Below are 18940 nucleotides of genomic sequence, written 5' to 3'. Positions count from 1 at the left end.
TTGAGTAGTGAGTTTTTTATTCAAAAAGTTCCTCTCTCGGTTGCTGTTTGGGTTGTTCTCTGTTCTCCATAAAGTCTTCTGAGAATAAATCTAAGCTTTTAACTAGAGATTGCCAAGGGTTGTCTTGAGAAATTAGAACTATTGCATTACCCATTGATTTTAATTTAGACTAATAACTTTAACAATACTATTATAGAGAGTGCTGTCGAACTTATACTGTAGATTTTGGGTTTCTTATTTGTGAGTTCAGTCTTCAACATCAAGTGATTCCCATCACAGACTTAATTAAAGTATTGAGAATATAATGGTAAAAAATATCTATTAATAGCCATAAAAACTGAAAAATGACGGACTATTACGAAGAATATTTTGATCCTGATGATGAGTATTTTTATGACGAGTATGATGACTTTTATGCTGACTTCATACAAGAGGGCTATGACCACTCGGAATCATTAACACGATCTAATGATGATGGATGGTTTTATGACGATGAACCTCAAAGACTTGAGGATATTTTAGGATAACTGTTCACATTAGTAGTGTAAAAAATTTATGGATAAGTTGGTTAGCGAAATAGCAAGTTTGGGAGTGCCTGGATTAATTTTTCTGTTTCTAATAGCTGTTTCAGGATATGCAGGAGCCGCAGCTATAACAACTGCACTAGCAACTCTAGGAGGGCCTTTTGGAATGATTGGGGGTGTTGGAGTTCTTCTTCTACTTACAAAAATTTCTAAAGGAATTACTAAATATGGAGTTGATGAGCTTGCCAAAAGTGTTGTGAAAAAGATGATTGAAGAGGGAAAAACTCAAGAATCTATTATTAAAGAAGTAGAAAATTTCCCTCTAATTTCATCTGATTTAAAGAAAAAGCTGAGAAAATTTGTTGAAGGACAACAATAATAGGAGTTACGCACTCAGAAACTAAACTAACAAGTTTATGTCCCAAGCGAGCGCGAGCGAGGAATCTCAAACCCTTATGATTGGGTTATGGTGCGTAAGTCCTAAATAAATTTTTAGAGAGGGCGTTAATTCACTATCCCTCTTCCTTCTTTACGTCTTAAAAATGCTGCTAATTGAGCGGCTGATTTTAGCTTGACAGTTTGACCACAACCAGGATGAGGACAAGCTAGATAATACATATCAAGTGCTACATCTCCGTGTCCATATTTTTCTCGTAACACCATAGGGATATAATGAATTTTACAAAGTATTTCCTCATCTTTTTGATGAATATGTTCTTTTACCCGCCTAGTAACTTGACGTTGAACCGAATTTTGAGAAAAGATGAGGTTTAAATCATTATTAGATATCTCAAGTTCAGGAACAGTTGACTTATATAAAAGTCCGGTATCATATGTTTGCTTCTTTAGATATGATGTGTTCTCCCCAATCTTTGACAGTTTCGCCAACGGCTTGAACAACCATACCGACACCTTTAACAATAAAGCCTACACCCGTAAAAACTGCATCAAGAAATTTCATAACTTTATCTTCTCGGGAAAAATTCTACAGTCTTGTTTACTTATGAACTGACAAATAAACGAGACTATAGCTAGAGAGTTCCTAAAAAAACTACAAAAATATACAGAGATTGAAGAAAAGCGAGTTCTGTGAAGCCTTTACTCTTGAGGTTCAATACCCGCCGCTCTCAGTTGTGCCAATAAACGCTCGGCACGTTGGCGTTCTTGTTCAGCACGTTGACGTTCTTGTTCAGCGCGTTGACGTTCTTGTTCAACTCTTTGAGTTTCTTGAATAACTCTCTCAAAACCCCATAATAACAAGTCCCCCTGCTCATCCCACCAACGCAACCAATAACCCTGACGGTTTTCCCTCATCCCTTCCCAAACGCCTAAAAATAAATTCATTTGAGAGATAAGATAACGTCCATTTTCATCAGGAGATTTTAACTGATACTGTCCGGAATCATCTAAAGCGTAAACTTCTAGCTCTCCCGAATAAGGTTCAAAAATCACATAAGTCGGAACCTGTAACACTTGCTCATAAAAAAACCATTTCCCCGGCGGATAAGTGGGTTTAGTGGAATATTCAGCCCCCACTGTATCTGAAAGAAATTCCATCACAATCACCGGAATCTCTCCTTGTAACCGAGGCGTATAACTGCGGTCAACTTCTTCCCGAGAAGCAGTAATACTAGGAATATAAGCCCAGTCCGGTGCTTTAACGACAAATTTACCGTTAACCGTCGCACAAATTCCATAATTAGTACAGGTTAAAGCATTTATCGGCAGTTTTCCAAACAGTGCTAAACTCTCTGTCAAAGCCGCCGCTAGAGCCGGTTGATTGATATTATCCACAGGGTCATCGGGTAAAATATAATCATCGGGTAATTTTTCCCAAGTAATTTCTAAAGGGGCTGTAGTGACTGCCATTGTTAGTCGATACCAAGGACTTTTATACCCTCACTCTAGCATAAGCTTTTCGTCTCTATTCTCATAAGTAAATACACATAATAAGTTACACATCGGCTAAAACCTAAACCCTTATTTTGTAAGGATTATAGAAAATGAGACTGGGTAAATAATTTGGCGCGGCACTTACCAAATCCCATTGTAGAAGTCATTAGCAACCAACCACTGACCTCTAACGTAAGTTTGTAAGATATAACCCTTGAGAGTTAGACTGTATGGCGTAACCCTATTTGAAAGATTACCACTGCTTGTTATCTGGCTAACATAAGGGAAGGTTAACCTTGACTGATAATCCCACCTCGATTCAAACTGGTTTAAGGAGTGAACTGTGGCAATTAGTTCGCTCTCAATTACAATTGTTACTCGAACAAGGAAACCTAGAAGGCGCAAAGGCGCTTTTAATTCCTGTCAAACCCGTCGATATCGCAGAAGTGATCGAAGGGTTGCCAGAGTCTATGCAAGTGATAGCCTTTCGTCTATTATCGAAAACAGAAGCCATCGAAGTTTATGAACATTTAGAAGCCGCCACTCAACAAGCTTTACTGCAAAAGTTTAAACATCAGGAAGTGTTAGATGTGGTTGATAAAATGTCTCCTGATGATCGTGCTAGGCTATTTGATGAATTACCCGCGAAAATTGTCCGCCGCCTTCTGGCCCAGTTGAGTCCTCATGAACGCCAAGCGACTGCCCTCCTATTGGGTTATGAAGAGGCCACAGCAGGGCGAATAATGACCCCTGAATATATTTCTTTAAAAGAAAGCTTAACCGTTACTCAAACCTTAGAACGTATTCGTAGTTTAGCTAACGCTTCAGAAGTTATTTATTATTTATACGTTACCGATAATTCTCGCCATCTGGCCGGGATTGTTTCGCTACGAGATTTAGTCATTTCTTCTCCCGATAAAACTCTCGGCGAAATTATGACCCGAGATGTCATTTGTCTTCATACCGATACCGACCAAGAAGAAGTCGCCCGCACTATCCAACGTTATGATTTATTAGCAGTTCCGGTGGTGGACCGGGAACAGCGCTTGGTGGGTATCGTCACGGTAGATGACGTTATTGATATTTTGCAACAAGAAGCTACTGAGGATATCTACGCTTTGGGAGGACTACAGTCAGATGGCGATAATTATTTCCAAACTAATCTTGTTACAGTGGTCCGTAAACGGGTAGTTTGGTTATTGGTGTTGCTGTTTACTAACACGGTGACCGGTAGCATTATAAAATCTCAAGAGTCGGTCATCGCTAAAATGGCTATCCTCACTGCTTTTATTCCTCTGTTGACGGGTACCGGCGGCAATGTCGGCGCTCAATCTTCTACGGTCATTATTCGCGGCTTAAATACCGATGAAATTAAAGACCTCGGTTCGGCTAAAGTCATCTTTCGTGAAGGAATGGCCGGCATTTTATTAGGCGTTATTCTCGGTTTTTTGGCCATGCTTTGGGCTTATTTTATTTTAAAAACTAATCCGTTTGTGGCTTTTTCAGTGGGTATTAGTTTAGTCGCTATTGCCTTTTTAGCTTCTGTTGCTGGTTCTTCTCTTCCTTTTTTATTCCGTACTTTTGGTTTAGATCCTGCCTTAATGTCAGCCCCTTTTATTACTACCGCCGTTGATGTTTTAGGAGTGTTAATTTATTTTACAGTTGCCCGAACAATTTTAAGATTATAAATGCTATAATAGATTATGGGATATCATAACTTTCATTGGCTCGATATTGCTGAGTTAGCTGTGGCGGCACTCACTCTGGTGAGTGTAGTAGTGGGGATTGCTCTAAATTCCTTAATTTATCCTATAATCTCGTTAACCATTGCTTTACTGCTCAATCTCATTAATCGTCTTCGTTTTCAATATCGCTATAGAAAGCGGCTTAATGGATCAATTAAACAAGTTCAACGCCAATTTTCTGAGGAAATAGAGAGTCTTTCCCGAGAAATTTCTAGCCAAGAACCGCCTCCGCCCCCTGCCCCCACTGCCGATGCGAGTGCCATTACTATTTTTCAAGAAAATTTAGTCGCCTTAGAACAGTCTTTTAATAATATTATTGAATATTTAAATAGCAATGCTCTTGGGGAAAGAATTGAAAATTTAGAGCTAATTTATGCTCAATTAAGACAAGATATTTTGCAAAATAATTCTTCTAGAGAAGAAAATAGCTACGAAGAATTGACCGTCACGGTAGCGGCAGTAGAACCGATACCCCAAACACAAACTCCTATCCCTAGCCTGAGTCTTCCCCAAATTTCTTCTCCAAGAGTTGCCCTTTCATGGAATTGTATTTATACCTTTAGCGAGCATACTGACGCAGTGGCTTCTTTAGTCATAAGTTCTGATCAAAAAATCCTCGTCAGTGGCAGTTGGGACCAAAGTTTAAAAGTCTGGGAAATGGAAAGCGGCAATGAATTAGCCACCGTACAAGCCCACTCACAAGGCATTTTAGCAGTGGTGTTTACGGGTAATCAATCTTCGGGTTATCATTTTGCGACTGGAAGTTTTGATCAAATGATTAAGTTTTGGTCTTTAAAATCACAAAAAGAATTACCCCTAACAGTAGAATTAACACAAATATTAACCGCTCATACCGGTTCAGTTCATGCATTAGCTTGCGCCCCAAATACTCAAATATTAGTCAGTGGCAGTTATGACCAAACCCTAAAACAATGGAATACAGAAAGCGGAGAAATGTTAGCCAGTTCTTTAGATTCGTTGGGGGCAATCTATGCAGTGGCCCTGACTTCCCAAGGTCAAATAATTGCTAGTGCCGGAGGAGATGGAAAAATAATGCTATGGGAACTCACAACAGGTAGACAGTTGGGAATTTTAAAAGGAAATGTTTCTTCTGTCGCCTCTCTAGCCATTAGTCCTGATAGCAGAATTTTAGCCGCCGGTTGTGCCGATGGAACGATAAAATTATGGCAACTCGAAGCCAGTATTTGGGAGTCCGGCAAACAGCCGCAACCCATACGCATTTTATCAGCCCATCGGGGACAAGTTCATGCTTTATTATTTTCTCCAGATCAGCAATTATTATTTAGTAGTGGTTCGGATGGTTTGATTAAAATTTGGCATCGCAGCAGTAGAGAAGGGGTTACCACTCTTAGCCTAACAGATATGTCTAGTTCTCATGCCAATGCTGTGTTTAGTCTTGCTCTAAGTTCTGATGGACAATGGTTAGCCGCCGGTGGGGTGGATGGAACCATTAAAGTTTGGCAAAGAGAAGATTAAATAATTTCCTCATTCAACTACCAAGCCTTAATCAAGCTTGCAATACTCCAAGGTCGGAACCTGCCGCACAAAACGAGTCGACTTTGCACCAATGCGAATCAAATATTCAGGAAGACCCATCTCAGAACTTTGAGGATTCCAATCGTAAGTATAGCCCATGCGAGTCAACGGATAACCCGGTGCTTGATAAGACTCTTTGACAACGCGCTCAAACCATTTTAAAAATTGTGGATGTAATTGATTAATACGTTCCCGTTCCTGTTGAGAAAATTTATCAGTACAGGGGGAAATTCTTGGGTCAGGATTCAAGCAAGAGCGCCACAAATCCCGAGTATTAACTTTTATTTCAATAAAATGAGACTTAGTAGAAGTAGGCGGCAAACCTAACGCCTGTTTTAAACGCATATTTACTTGTTCGGGGTCTTTATACTTGTAGGTTTGACATTTGCTTTTCAGTTCAGGAACCAGCGTCACCCAGATAGGAGCAAAACGAAGCTTTTCTATCAAATTCCCATAACTCACACCCGCCCAAGTTACGACGGTAACATCTTTTCCCGCAGGAAGAGAAGGCAGTAAAATAGCTTCTTTTTCATCAAACTCCATCGCATCAGCAACCGAAGCTAAATAGAGTTTTTGGCATTGGTCCGGCATTTGACAAGCAATTTTATCCCCTCCAACAGTCCCTACCCCTGTAAACATAAATACAATTAACACCAATGACCAAAAAATTGCCGCTAGTCCAACAAATCCCTGCCAAATTTCTGTTGCCGGTCCGGGTAACCATTCTTTCCACTCTTTCCACATAAGCGCCTCCTGTTGCCTTTGATAGTCTGGTTATTTAACTAAAATGATGCGTTACGACGGATTATTGCCTAGCCAAAAATTTAACCGCCTAACGCATCCTAAGCAAAAGCTATTGAACTTGAGCAACGATAGCCCGATGACGAGGACTGATAGGGGTAATGGTTGGAGGGGCGAAACCGGCTTCAACTAATGCCGCTTCTACATCCAAGCTGAAATACTCATCTAAATAGGGTTCGGTACTCTTAAGCAGGGTAAACACATAAGGCGGCATTTGTTTAAAATCATCAGATTGGGGGTTCATATCCATCATGGCAAAGTATCCTCCCGGGCGTAGTAAGCGCCGCGCTTCTCGAAAAATTCCTTTGCCGGCTTTTTGGGGAAGTTCATGATAAATTAAGAAAGCCGAAACTAAATCAAAAGATTTTTCCGCTAAACCGCTTGCTTCTCCGGCCGCATGCACCCAGTTAATCTTTAAATTTTCTTTTCTGGCGCGATAATTAGCAACGGCTAAAAAATAGGGAGATAAATCTAATCCGGTCACTCTGGCTTGAGGATAAGTCTGTTGCAAGGCAAAGGTACTCATCCCAATGCTACAACCCACATCGAGAATATCTTGAGGTGCTAGAGCGTGTTTTTCCTTTAAAACTTGATGATAGTTCTCACGTAATTTAGCATCTCCCTTGATACTAATGCCGTCGGTTTTTTTCCAGATGGTAGAATGAACGGCATAAGCGGCAGACTCCACCTCTAAAGCGGCTTCCCAAGACAGATTGCCCTTTTCATAAGCATGGAAGGAACAAACATAATAGTCAGGATAGTTCAATTGAGGATTTTCTACTTGTATGAGTTCTTTTCCCCAGTCATGGGAGCTTAATTGACGGACATTTTCTCGCCAAGGAACCCCTAATTTTTCTGCCCGTTTAATCATCATTTCTCGGGCTTGATGTTTGGCGATACTGGCTAGGGGTTTGATAGCGAGAACACCGTTGATGAGATGAGAAATTATTTCGGATTTAGGTTGAGTTTGAGTTGCAGTCATATCTAGTTTGTCAGTTCGGTCTAGTGGGCGAGAATCTGTAGGGATGAGGCTGCCTACCTGAACCGAAAAGCTGTCTTGTAGGCGAGCGGGCCAAAATTTCTCTAATCTTACACTTTACGATCAAACCGGAAACAAAAGCAAATTTTTTTGGCAATTGTTGTTAAATGAGAGCAAATATCAATAAAATCAAGCATAGATAGAGCCAAGTTTCACTGCGTTCGCGGCATAATCCAGGCAATTTCAAAGTAGTTCTCCTTCTTAATCGACAAGGGTAAATAAAAATCGGAAAAACAGATCTGATCAGAGAATGACTATTTGTAGTTTAATCAGTTTCTCAGGGGATTGGCTCTATCTTGATAAGGAATTGATTAGGGTTTTATTCACCCCCATAAAAAGGTAAAACTTCTGACCAATGGGGTTGTTTACCGGCTTGCCAATCTTGATAAGCAAGCTCTAAAATACTCGTCGCTGTTATGCCTAAATGAGTAGGAACTTCTAATAGGGAAGTCGTTAACTCAAATTTTTTTAGGATGTCTTGCCATTCTTGAGGATTAATCAGCCTATCAGCTAAATGGATTTTTAACGCTTGCTCTGACGCTTTTTGATAAATAGCCGCATATAATTGCTCTTGAGTGGCTTTCATCTGTACGGGGATCATGACATCAGTGTTATATTGTTCTCGTTTTGAAAAAGCTAAAGCGGCTAAGGTAGAAATGCCAAATAGGGGCAGCTTTAACTGTTGTGCTAGGGTTCTAGCCGTTACTACGCCGATACGGGTGCTGGTAAAGCTTCCTGGGCCTTTGGCTACAGCGATAAAGGCTAAGTTTTGCCAGGTTAGCGGCACAAGAAAGTCAGCTAAATATTGATGGAGATAGTTAGATAATTCTCGGTCTAAATTCCAGGTTTGATGACGACTATGATCAAAAAAGTTACTCAGGCTTAAACCGAGTTGAGGACTGCTAGTATGAAGGGCAAGTCCGTACTGATCATGATTTAAAATCCTCATTTAGATATCACTATAAGGGCAATTTTTTTTTCGGGTTGACTAGGTTAAATATACAGTATAACAGTAGTTATTTAAACTTGATAACGCTTAAAGATGATGACCACAGCGACACCCGAGATGCTCGAAGCCGCACAAGCGGCATTTAAACATTTTACTCATGGTTTGGCCACAGGAGAGTGGGAGGCTTTTTTAAATATGCTCAGTGATGATTTTACCTTCTGGTTTCCTGTGGGGACTTTTAAAGGTAAGAATGTAGGCAAACAAAAAGCGGCAGAATTTTTTCATTTTGTTACGGATAAGGTTTTTTTGGGCGGACTTGTGCTTACCCTAGAACGGGTTACCAGTAGTGAAACGACAGTGATGTTTGAGGGACGCTCTGAGGGTAAAATGTTTGGATTACCTTATCAAAATCAAGTGGCTATTTCTTTTGATCTGCGACCTAGTGCCCAACCGGCTCCCCATCCCTATCAAGTCTGTGCTTATCGAGAGTATCTCAGCATTCATTATCAATTACAATGATACTTAGAAAAATAGGGAACTGATGTCTAGTTCCCTGCCCAACAACGCCTCAAAAAATCGATGAACAATTAAAGAATCTTAATATTTTTAGCCGTCCTGCACTGATGAGTATTTATCGCTGATTTTCTCATTTTTTTAATTATTGTAGCTAAATTTACTGTCCGGTAAGCAACTATTATTTTATTTTGTTTAAAGTTGGTTTAAGTAACTACAATAATTCTTTTAACATTTGTAAAATTTTGCTACGTTATCAGTTATCTTTTCCAATTAATTTGTGGTGTATTTTGAATGAGCTTATCAATACTTTAAGGTATTTCTATGACCCATAAAAACTTAGGCGATTTACTCAAAAAATATCCTCAGTTAAAAAACTTTCTCGATCAGGGAAAATTTTTGACAGGCTATACTGATGGTGGACTGAATGGACAGACTGTAAACGTTTTTGTTTTTCGATGTACTTGGCAGCATTTTTGTGTTCAAGCTACCGCCGTTGAACCTTTACCTCCAGGAGAAGTTTTAGTAATAACAGACTCCTCTTTAGGTAATGTCAATCATGATTGGAAAGCTTACAGTCTAAAAAATGAAAAACCCTCTTTACATCAGTCTCATAAGCCTTCTAATCTTACCTCCTTAGCTGTTGAAATTGCTCAACAAAAACATCAAAATAGCCGTTTATCTAGTCGAATTTAAAATTTGATCCCAGGCCCAGATCGAGGACTGGGATCATTCCTTTTTATAGACCAGCATTTTATATTTGTTTACTGCTGGCGGTTTTTATAATCTCTTAAGGTTGTTGTTTATAATTCTATCGACTTTTTTTTAGAAAACTGTTAATTTTGCTACTCTTTATCAACTTTTAACTAAGAAATTATACTTAGTTATAATTCATATTTTTCTTGCACGTCTAAAAATTGTTTTTCGGCTTCATCGGCATTATCAGCTAACTGAGCAAATTCCATAAAGCGCTTTAATTCTTTACGGAGCAAATTTCGTTCAATTTCCCAAGTTTCCCGCTCTAATTCAGGCGGCATAACAATCATATCAAATAGAGTCGCGCGTTTTTTTTGGGGATGAGGACGTAAAATTCTGCCGCGTCTTTGAATAAATTGACGAGGATTGCCGCTACTGGCTAAAATAATAGCGGTTTCAATGGAAGGAATATCAACCCCTTCATCTAAACAACGAATAGCCACTAACCCCTGTAATTCTCTTTTTTCAAATTGCTCACGAATTTTTTCTCGTTCAGCTAAAGGCGTATCTGCGGTATAAGTCGTCACCCGATAGCCTAATTCTAGGCCTAAAAGACGAGTAACTGCCGCAATTTGGCGACGATAGGCAGCCGAAGAATTATCCACATAACCATCCCCACAATAAAATAAAGTATGATGGGTATCTAAGCGTTCAGACATTAAATCTCGTAAAGCCGCTAACTTGTTGCTGGCGGCTCCTATTAAACGTGAGCGCTGCATTAGCAACGAAGTTAAAGTTTCATTTTGTAGGAGATTTTCATTGTTATTTAAAGCCCAACCAATTCGTTTAGTTAATTTGGCATAGGTGAGGGCTTCTGCTGCGGTTAATTGCACCCAAACAGGATAGTATAAATATCTGACTAAAGCCCCTTTTTCAATCGCATTCGCTAGGGTAAATTCGGGTTGTAAAATTGCGCCAAAATAAGCTAAAATGGCATCCGTTCCCTGATCATCAAAATATCTTTCCGGCGTGGCCGATAGAGCCAAGCGTAAACCGATTTTACGAGGTAAATTTTCTTCTAAGCGAGGAGAACCTAAGTTATGGGCCTCATCCCCGACAATTAAAGTTTTTTCGGGAAAAAATTTGAGTTGAGATTGAAATCCTTCTGTCATTAAGGTGGAATTAGTAGTAATAACCGTGACAAAAGATTGCTGCTCAGAACGCAGATTATAAAGTTGAGACGATAAATCTCTTTGCCAAGTATAAACACTTTCAAAAGCCAGAATAGGATTTAAATTAAATCTTTCACATTCTTTGGCCCATTGAGTCACCAGATGGCGATAAGGACAAAGCACTAAAAGGACTTGTAAACCAATTTTGTTGTATAATTCAGTGGTAATTGCTAAAGCCGTAATAGTTTTTCCGCTACCTGTGGCCATTTTTAAAGTTCCCCGTCCCCGATTGCGAAACCAACTGATAACAGCCGTTTGTTGATAGTCTCGCAGTGTAATCGAAGAGGGGATTTGAGGAATACCTGTAACGCAAGTTTGATAAGATTTCCCTGACTCTGCAACTTTCCTTTTTTGAGTTGCTTTAAAATAATCTTGAGCTAACTTTTCCCAGTTAATAGCAGATAAGTCAGGAAAGGAGTATTTCATTCTGATTGTCTTTTTTATTGAGCAACTTTATTACACATAAATTGATAAATGTCAAGAGCCGGTCTGGTATTCAAGAAGAAATTAATCAGGGACTTTTTGAAACTAAATAAGCCGCCAAATGAGAATTAATCTGGATCAAACAAATCTTTATGAGTAAACGCTTTGGCATTTGCGCCTGAATAAGTATCGGCAATATGTCCCTCTCCTGTCATCTGATATTTGTAAGTCACTAACCCTTCTAACCCCACCGGACCGCGAGGCGGCATTTTTTGGGTACTGATACCCACTTCGGCACCGAAACCATAACGAAAACCATCGGCAAAACGAGTAGAACAGTTATGATAAACGCCGGCAGCATCGACTTGATGCAGAAAAACTTGAGCCGCTTCTGGGTCTTTTGTGATAATGGCTTCTGTATGTCTAGAGCCATAAGTATTAATATGGGCAATGGCATCCGTCAAAGAATCGACGACTTTAATCGATAAAATTAAATCACTATATTCGGTTGCCCAGTCTTCTGCGGTGGCGGCCGGAATATCCAAATAGTCTCTAGTTTTTTCATCGCCTCGCAACTCCACCTGTAACGGTTGCAACGCGCTTTCAACTTTCGGGAGAAAACTCGCCGCTATATCTTGGTGAACTAATAAAGTTTCAATGGCATTACAAGCGGCAGGATATTGAGTTTTTGCATCTACTGTAATCTTAACCGCTTGGTCTAGGTCGGCGGCGCGGTCCACATAGAGATGACATATCCCATCAGCATGGCCTAAAACCGGAATGCGGGTATTTTCCTGTACATAGCGAACAAAAGCATTAGACCCTCTAGGGATAATTAAATCTACATACTCATCTAATTCTAAGAGTGCCTTAATTTCTTCCCGAGTTGTGAACAATTGAACTACATCTGGGCTAACTTGAGTTTTCGCCAATGCCTCATGAATCACTTTGACGAGGGTTTGACAGGAACGAATAGCCTCTTTACCGCCTTTAAGGATAACACCATTACCGGATTTAATCGCTAAACTGGTAATTTGAATTAAAGCATCCGGGCGAGCTTCAAAGATAACCCCTAATACCCCTAGAGGACAAGTTACCCGTTTGAGAATTAGGCCTTGATCTAATTCTCGATGAATTTGAATGGTACCCAGAGGATCAGGTAATTTAGCCACATCTCGAACTCCGGCAATAGCGGCTTTTAATTTAGTCTCTCCTAATTTGAGTCTGGCATAGAGAGAGGGAGAAATTCCTTCTGCTTGTGCCGCTTGAGTGTCTGCTTCATTGGCGGCCAAAATTTCCGGCATGGCCGCTTCTAATGCTTGAGCGATGGCTTCTATGGCCTCTGAGCGTTCTACTGAGGTCAGTGCCGCTAACTGACGAGCTTGTTCGCGGGTTTTTTGGGCAATTTGCTTTTCGATAGGAGATGAAACAGATGTAGCGACCATAATCACCAGACCTTTAGCCTAAGAAGTGCATAGCTCAGTTTAGCAAAAATTTTGCACTCATGACTCAGTAAGCTTACCTTTCCCTAACCGGGTTGCCTGGGTTTGAGTTGAACTTCCGTACTCGTAATAATACTTATTTTTTGAGCGAATAGTGAAATATCTATCGGAGCCAGATAGTCAATCCCACGACGATAATCACACGAAGTTTATGATTTAAATCACACTCAATTGATCAGGAAGATTATATAATGATATTATGTTTAAACAAGAGCTTGCTATTTAAATTCTATTATCTCTCTGGGAGCTAAGATAGCTTTTTGTATAAGGGGCATCTAGGTATTTTTTAGGAGAGGCATTTTAGCTCAGGATTTTTGAGGTGTCGGCCTAGGAAAGATTGTAATCTATCAATCTAAGCTTGGGTCTGATTAAGATAATTACTATTAAAATTTTTAAGTTTCTCATTCCTTATTCTTCATAAGAGGTGGTTTCTTACCACCCCTTTTTTTTATTGACAGGCTACTACTGATACTGTGTATCTGCCGCCTATATTATCGATACCCCCCACATAAACATTAACTTGAAAAGGCATATCATTACGCCGAGGAACGCCTTTTTGTTTGATGGTTTCAGTGGCATTCAATCTTAACCCTCTTTCATTAAAAAATTCATCGGCAGTGTTATCGCTATATTTAAGATTCATTCTAATATTAAATCGGCCGCCTCTTTCTGTAGAAAGGGTTACGCGAAAATATTTGAAATTTTGTCCGCCGGGCACAGCCCAGTCAGTATTCCAATTATTTCTAGTAATACTGATGCCAAAAGGGCCTGGAATAGTGGGTTGAGCCACAGATTTAGTGACCTCATTGCCTTCTCCTCCCACCACAGGGATAGGAATACAGCTTTGAGCGTTGGCCGCTAAAACACCAGTCAATAGATTAGCGGCGATGGCCAAAGCTATAGGACGAAATAACATTATTTAGCCTCCTAAAAAGTTTATGTTCTAAGAGAATCTTAAAACATAGAGGCTATCAAAGGTTGGTGCGATCTGTTAAAATTTCGTATCCCGTCTCGGTAACTAATACAGTATGTTCAAATTGTGCCGACAGAGAGTTATCAACAGTAACCACTGTCCAGCGATCGCGGAGTGTTCGAGTATGCTTTGAACCAGCATTTAAAATCGGTTCGATGGCTAAAGTCATACCGGCTTTAAGCTTAACATTGGGTAGCTGATTAGTGCGAAAATTAAAGACCGAAGGTTCTTCATGAAGATTTTTTCCCACACCATGACCGGTATAATCTTCCACAACACTATATTTATTCACTTTAACATGGTCTTCTATAGCACCTGCGATATCTAAGAGATAATTGCCGGCTTTAACTTGTTCAATGCCTTTGTATAAAGTTTCTTCTGCCACCTGAATTAACCGTTTTGCTTTAGGATGAACCTTTCCCACAGCAATCGTAATACAAGAATCTCCATGATAACCTTGGTAGTAAGCCCCTGTATCGACTTTTAACACGTCTCCTGAGCGAATTTGCTTTTTCAGGTTGGGTATACCATGTACCACTTCATGATTAATGGAGGAACAAATCGAACCCGGAAAGCCGTAATATCCTTTAAAACTAGGTACTGCGCCCAGGGAGCGAATCCGTTTTTCGGCATAAGCATCAAGATCTGCCGTTGTCATACCAGGTTCAACCATTTGAGAGATTTCTTTTAAGACAGTGGCGACTATTTTGCCGGCTTGCCGCATAATTTCGATTTCTGCGGGGGATTTTAGATGAATCCCTCGACGAGATTTTTTCATAGGAGGAAGTCCATTGGTTTGCTGTTGTTGGGGTTGAGTGCTGGATGACTCTTGCTTTTGTTCAGCTTTGAATAGATCGCTAAGAATTCTCATTGAACCTCTGTAGACTTAGATGGAGGAGTATAAAACGATTGTAGTATAACTTAATCTTTGTATTTTAAGGCTCGGCAAGACTTTTTCGGCGGTAACAGTAATTTTGTACCTCTACCTCCAGCAGAGACGAATCAGCTTAATATTTCTTCATACTTAATCTGACCCAATTCAAGAAAATAGGGAAACTATTTCTAGTCCCCCCAATAACTCCTCAAAACTTACAGGATAGCTTTGTTGTAGTGATTTTCCCTGAATAATAAGAACATTTACTTAGATTCTCATCTAACTTTTCTGTGGATTTTGCTCATGAATCAGCGCCTCGATAGTCGATAAAATTTTTCGTTCTGTAACTAATTTCACTGTTGAGTAAGTAAGTTATCATTTACCTTGTTTACAGAAGGTTTAAATAAGTTAAAGATCTTAAATTCACTTAAGCTGACTTAAAACAGCGTTAATTTTCAATTTTCTTGTTTGTCCTAAATGATTATTGAGAAATTAGCTTGTAAGTTGCCTCTTACAATTAATTTTGAGCCTTAATTGAATTCTATTAACAATTCTCGAGGTACGATCATGATTTCTAAAAACTTAGCTAGTTTACTTCAAAGACACCCGCAATTAAAAAATTCTATAGAAGAAGGACAATTTTTGACCGGCTACACAGATGGAAGTACCAACGGTAAGACTGTCTCTGTATTTGTTTTTCGCTCAAGTTGGCATCATTTTTGTATCCAGGCTACTGCCTGTGGTTCATTGCCACCGGGTGAAGTAGTAGTGGTCACAGACAATAGTCTTTTTAATTTAACTAATGAATGGAAAGCTTACAGTTTAAAAGACGAAAAAAACCATTCAAAGGGGGCGACTTCCGCAACTCATAACAATCATAAATCTGGCTCTCGTCTGACCTCCTTGGCCGTTGAAATAGCTCAAAAACAATACGTAAACAAAAATTAATCTAGTCGAATTTGCTCTTTATCCCAGGCCCAAATCGGCCTGGGTTTTCTCTTTAGTTTTTAGCAGCCATTGCTCAAATTTTGTTTTGGCGGCTTTTATACTTTTTTAAGGTTGTTACTCACAATTTTACAGGCTTTTTTAATCTGTAATGTTAATTTAGCTACCGTTTTTCATTTTAGATAATAAGAGTTTATACTTATCATTAGATAAAAATTAGGTAAAATTGCAGTCTTGTTGACTAGATGAAAAAAAACCTCGATTCTGTAAAGAATTCTCAACAAACCTTCATGGATCAATAAATTTTGTGAATGGCTTTGATCCAGATCACAGCGAAGGAAGCCGAGTTAAGCTAAATTGAAATATTACTTAAAATCAATATAAGTCAAAATATCAGTGTTAAATCATTTAAAAAAAAATTATTAAATCTGATAAATATGTCTTTTACGCATTTAAAGACTATTGAACTAAACATAGAAACATTTTTTGAGCAACTCACCGCCTTAGTCATCCAAATTCATCAAGCAACAGATGTACTAGGAATTTTGAACATAACCGTTCAACAAGCTCGGGAAATTTTAGGAAGTGATCGAGTAATTATTTACCAATTTTTAGGACTTGATGACGGTGTAATAGCGGCAGAATCAGTTGAGACACCCTGGACACCCATCATCGGGCAACTCATTTACGATCCCTGTTTTGCCAACAAATGGAAAGAACTTTATCGACAGGGACGAATCAGTCGCCTTGAGGATATCTATAGCCAACCCCTTCAACCCTGTTATCTCGAACTCTTGGAACGGTTGCAGGTGCGGGCAAATCTGGTAGTACCCATCATCATCAATCATACAGCAGGGGCGCAACTGTGGGGGTTAGTGATAGCTCATCAGTGTGATGCTCCTCGCCAGTGGCAACCTCTAGAAATTAAATTTTTGCAATATATAGCCGTGCAACTCGGTATTGCTCTGGAGAAAATAGAACAAAAAAACAGTAAACAAGAAATAATCAACTCACAACGACTCTTAAAAGCCGCCAATGATCAATCCCTTCAAGAGTTACATTGGAAACAAGCGCTGTTGCGGTCGATGACAGATACTTCAACATTAGCCTTTTATGTCGTGGATAACCGCACCGACTCCATCCTCTATTTTAATCATCGCTTTTGCGAAATATGGGGCATTGAACATCTAGAAACTCAAATGCAGTTAGGCCATCTCAAAAATAATGACATCATCCCCGATTGTATGCCCTTAATTGCCAATTTACCCGCCTTTATTGAATCGTGCAAACCCTTACAAAGTGAAGAAAATCGTTGCACTCATGAAGATGAAATAAGCTTTACAGATGGTAGGACTATTCGCCGGTTCTCTAGCCAAATTCGGGATAGTGAGGACCGCTACTTTGGACGACTTTATATATTTGAAGATATTAGCGAACGCAAGCGCATCGAAGAAGCTTTGCGAGAAAGTGAGGAACGTTATCGCTCAGTCATTGCTGTTATGGCCGAAGGAATTGTCCTTCATCAAGCCGATGGACAGATTATCGCTTGCAACCACAGCGCAACGCGAATTTTAGGACTGAGCTACGAGCAAATGATGGGACGCACTTCTGTTGATCCTCGTTGGCATGCCATCCATGAAGACGGATCGCCGTTTAGGGGAGAAAATCATCCGGCTATGGTAACTTTGCGAACAGGACAACCCCAATCTAATATCGTCATGGGGGTTTATAAGCCGGAGGGTAGCCTCACCTGGATTTCCATCAACTCTCAACCGTTGTTTTATCCCAATTCCGAGCAACCCTACGGGGTTGTGGCTTCATTTACCGACATTACCGAAAGAAAACAGTTAGAACTCCACCTACAACAAAGCGAAGCTAAATTTCGCGCCATCTACGAACAGGCAAACGCCGGAATTGTACTGGTCGACTCATCGGGAAAATTGCTCTCTGTCAATGAAAGGTTCTGTGAACTCATCGGATATCCCCAAACAGAACTCAAACAGATGAACTTTCTTGATTTGACTTACCCTGATGATCATGGGTTGAGTCTAGACTATCACCAGAAAATATGGTCCGGACAAATCTCCAACTACTGCACAGACAAACGTTATGTTCGCAAAAACGGACAGATTTTCTGGGCTAACCTAACCGTTTCCGCCATCTACAACCCTTTGGGACAATTGCAGTATGGCGTAGGTGTGGTGGTTGATATCACAGAACGTAAACGAGTTGAACAACTACTTCAACAACAAACGGTGCGAGAACGGATGATACACGAAATTGCCCACAAGATCCGCCAATCTCTTGATCTGACAGAGATTCTCAACACCACAGTGGCTCAAGTGCGCGAGTTTTTACAGACAGATCGCGTGATCATCTACCGTCTTAACCCTGACTGTAGTGGAATAGTGGTTACCGAATCAGTGGCACCCGGATGGCTGGCTATTGTAAATAGGGAGATTACTGACTCTTATTTTGTGGAAACTGAGGCAGGAAATTATCACGGAGGCAAAATCAATAATGTTCCAGACATTTATACTGCCGGCTTTAGTCCCTGTCATTTGGAATTACTCGAGCGGCTACAAGTGCGGGCCAAGCTAGTCGTTCCGATTGTGCAAAAAGAGCGAACATGGGGCTTATTGATTGCCCATCATTGCAGTAGTCCTCGTCAATGGGAACCTTTCGAAGCAGAATTATTAACTCAACTGTCGACTCAGGTAGCGATCGCCATCGGACAATCGGAACTGTATCAACAATTGCAGGCTCAGATTTTAGTGGATGAATTGACTCAAATCGCTAATCGACGCTGTTTTGAGCGGGATTTTAACCATGAATGGTATCGTCTTACTCGGGAAAAACGTTTTTTATCCTTACTTCTGTGCGATATCGACTATTTTAAACAATATAATGATACCTATGGGCATCCTGCTGGCGATATCTGTTTAAAGCAAGTTGCTCAAGCCCTCAAACAAGCAGCCCGACGCATGACGGATTTAGTGGCTCGTTATGGGGGAGAAGAATTTGTCATCCTTTTACCCAACACCGACAGTTACGGAGCCACTCAAGTTGCTGTGGCAGTTCAGCAAGCTATTGATCACCTTCACATTCCCCATCTTGCCTCTGCTGTGGCTTCCTCGGTGACCATTAGTATTGGCATCGCCTCGATGATTCCTACAGCCGATACTTGTCCCCTAGATCTGATTAATGCGGCTGATCAGGCCCTTTATCAGGCAAAGGCTCAAGGGCGTGATCGTTACTGGGTTTATGGATAATT

General features: G+C 40.1%; 19 protein-coding genes. 8 read left to right on the top strand and 11 right to left on the bottom strand.

The annotated features are described in order from the left end of the window. Positions 1-16: 16 nt before the first annotated feature. On the bottom strand, positions 17-154 hold the full coding sequence (locus tag CYAN7822_RS26755) for an antitoxin (RefSeq protein WP_216701559.1): 138 nt from the start codon (positions 152-154) through the stop codon (positions 17-19). A gap of 190 nt (positions 155-344) precedes the next feature. Between CYAN7822_RS26755 and CYAN7822_RS26750 the strand changes: the two genes are divergently transcribed. Both CYAN7822_RS26750 and CYAN7822_RS26745 read left to right on the top strand, forming a co-directional pair. Then, on the top strand, positions 345-527 hold the full coding sequence (locus CYAN7822_RS26750; RefSeq protein WP_013325392.1) for a hypothetical protein: 183 nt from the start codon (positions 345-347) through the stop codon (positions 525-527). Positions 528-555: 28 nt separating this feature from the next. Further along, positions 556-903 carry a hypothetical protein gene (locus CYAN7822_RS26745; RefSeq protein ID WP_013325391.1) on the top strand — a complete coding sequence of 116 codons (348 nt, stop codon included), beginning with the start codon at positions 556-558 and terminating at the stop codon, positions 901-903. A 125-nt stretch (positions 904-1028) separates the two neighbouring features. On the opposite strand, the gene CYAN7822_RS37975 is transcribed toward CYAN7822_RS26745, so the two are convergent. The 3 genes from CYAN7822_RS37975 to CYAN7822_RS26740 all read right to left on the bottom strand — a co-directional run bounded on the left by CYAN7822_RS37975 (position 1029) and on the right by CYAN7822_RS26740 (position 2393). Beyond that, on the bottom strand, positions 1029-1187 hold the full coding sequence (locus CYAN7822_RS37975; RefSeq protein WP_157871854.1) for a hypothetical protein: 159 nt from the start codon (positions 1185-1187) through the stop codon (positions 1029-1031). 166 nt (positions 1188-1353) lie between these two features. Continuing rightward, complete coding sequence (locus tag CYAN7822_RS40245; protein ID WP_013325389.1) at positions 1354-1485, bottom strand: hypothetical protein; 132 nt, start codon at positions 1483-1485, stop codon at positions 1354-1356. Between the two features lie 137 nt (positions 1486-1622). Continuing rightward, positions 1623-2393 carry a Uma2 family endonuclease gene (locus CYAN7822_RS26740; protein WP_013325388.1) on the bottom strand — a complete coding sequence of 257 codons (771 nt, stop codon included), beginning with the start codon at positions 2391-2393 and terminating at the stop codon, positions 1623-1625. Between the two features lie 320 nt (positions 2394-2713). Here CYAN7822_RS26740 and mgtE point away from each other — a divergent pair, with 320 nt between their 5' ends. Both mgtE and CYAN7822_RS26730 read left to right on the top strand, forming a co-directional pair. After that, a complete protein-coding gene (mgtE, locus tag CYAN7822_RS26735) occupies positions 2714-4105 on the top strand; it encodes a magnesium transporter (protein WP_013325387.1) in 1392 nt (463 codons plus the stop codon). A gap of 15 nt (positions 4106-4120) precedes the next feature. Then, positions 4121-5659, top strand: a complete 1539-nt coding sequence (locus CYAN7822_RS26730) for a WD40 repeat domain-containing protein (RefSeq protein ID WP_013325386.1) — start codon at positions 4121-4123, stop codon at positions 5657-5659. 27 nt (positions 5660-5686) lie between these two features. Here CYAN7822_RS26730 and CYAN7822_RS26725 read toward each other — a convergent pair whose 3' ends face one another. The 3 genes from CYAN7822_RS26725 to tsaB all read right to left on the bottom strand — a co-directional run bounded on the left by CYAN7822_RS26725 (position 5687) and on the right by tsaB (position 8508). Continuing rightward, positions 5687-6463 (bottom strand): hypothetical protein, encoded by a 777-nt coding sequence (locus tag CYAN7822_RS26725; protein WP_013325385.1) that lies wholly within the window; start codon positions 6461-6463, stop codon positions 5687-5689. Positions 6464-6572: 109 nt separating this feature from the next. Then, a complete protein-coding gene (locus CYAN7822_RS26720; protein ID WP_013325384.1) occupies positions 6573-7502 on the bottom strand; it encodes a class I SAM-dependent methyltransferase in 930 nt (309 codons plus the stop codon). Positions 7503-7878: 376 nt separating this feature from the next. Further along, on the bottom strand, positions 7879-8508 hold the full coding sequence (tsaB, locus tag CYAN7822_RS26715) for a tRNA (adenosine(37)-N6)-threonylcarbamoyltransferase complex dimerization subunit type 1 TsaB (protein ID WP_013325383.1): 630 nt from the start codon (positions 8506-8508) through the stop codon (positions 7879-7881). A 93-nt stretch (positions 8509-8601) separates the two neighbouring features. Here tsaB and CYAN7822_RS26710 point away from each other — a divergent pair, with 93 nt between their 5' ends. Next, a complete protein-coding gene (locus tag CYAN7822_RS26710) occupies positions 8602-9027 on the top strand; it encodes a nuclear transport factor 2 family protein (RefSeq protein ID WP_245602648.1) in 426 nt (141 codons plus the stop codon). 318 nt (positions 9028-9345) lie between these two features. After that, positions 9346-9717 carry a hypothetical protein gene (locus CYAN7822_RS26705; RefSeq protein WP_013325381.1) on the top strand — a complete coding sequence of 124 codons (372 nt, stop codon included), beginning with the start codon at positions 9346-9348 and terminating at the stop codon, positions 9715-9717. Positions 9718-9905: 188 nt separating this feature from the next. Here the strand turns inward: CYAN7822_RS26705 and CYAN7822_RS26700 are convergent, their stop codons facing one another. The 4 genes from CYAN7822_RS26700 to map form a co-directional block, all read right to left on the bottom strand. Further along, positions 9906-11375 (bottom strand): DNA phosphorothioation system restriction enzyme, encoded by a 1470-nt coding sequence (locus CYAN7822_RS26700; RefSeq protein ID WP_013325380.1) that lies wholly within the window; start codon positions 11373-11375, stop codon positions 9906-9908. Positions 11376-11500: 125 nt separating this feature from the next. After that, a complete protein-coding gene (locus tag CYAN7822_RS26695; protein WP_013325379.1) occupies positions 11501-12817 on the bottom strand; it encodes a glutamate-5-semialdehyde dehydrogenase in 1317 nt (438 codons plus the stop codon). A gap of 505 nt (positions 12818-13322) precedes the next feature. Further along, positions 13323-13790, bottom strand: a complete 468-nt coding sequence (locus CYAN7822_RS26690) for a hypothetical protein (protein ID WP_013325378.1) — start codon at positions 13788-13790, stop codon at positions 13323-13325. A 55-nt stretch (positions 13791-13845) separates the two neighbouring features. After that, positions 13846-14718 carry a type I methionyl aminopeptidase gene (gene map / locus CYAN7822_RS26685; RefSeq protein ID WP_013325377.1) on the bottom strand — a complete coding sequence of 291 codons (873 nt, stop codon included), beginning with the start codon at positions 14716-14718 and terminating at the stop codon, positions 13846-13848. Between the two features lie 570 nt (positions 14719-15288). Here map and CYAN7822_RS26680 point away from each other — a divergent pair. Beyond that, positions 15289-15669 carry a hypothetical protein gene (locus CYAN7822_RS26680; RefSeq protein WP_013325376.1) on the top strand — a complete coding sequence of 127 codons (381 nt, stop codon included), beginning with the start codon at positions 15289-15291 and terminating at the stop codon, positions 15667-15669. A 434-nt stretch (positions 15670-16103) separates the two neighbouring features. Continuing rightward, on the top strand, positions 16104-18938 hold the full coding sequence (locus CYAN7822_RS26675) for a PAS domain S-box protein (protein ID WP_013325375.1): 2835 nt from the start codon (positions 16104-16106) through the stop codon (positions 18936-18938). The last annotated feature ends 2 nt before the right edge of the window (positions 18939-18940 follow it).

Origin of the sequence: Gloeothece verrucosa PCC 7822 (assembly GCF_000147335.1) — a bacterium.
GTDB classification, from domain to species: domain Bacteria; phylum Cyanobacteriota; class Cyanobacteriia; order Cyanobacteriales; family Microcystaceae; genus Gloeothece; species Gloeothece verrucosa.
The sequence above is the reverse complement of the archived record's forward strand: the minus strand, read 5'-3'. Positions and strand labels throughout refer to the sequence as shown.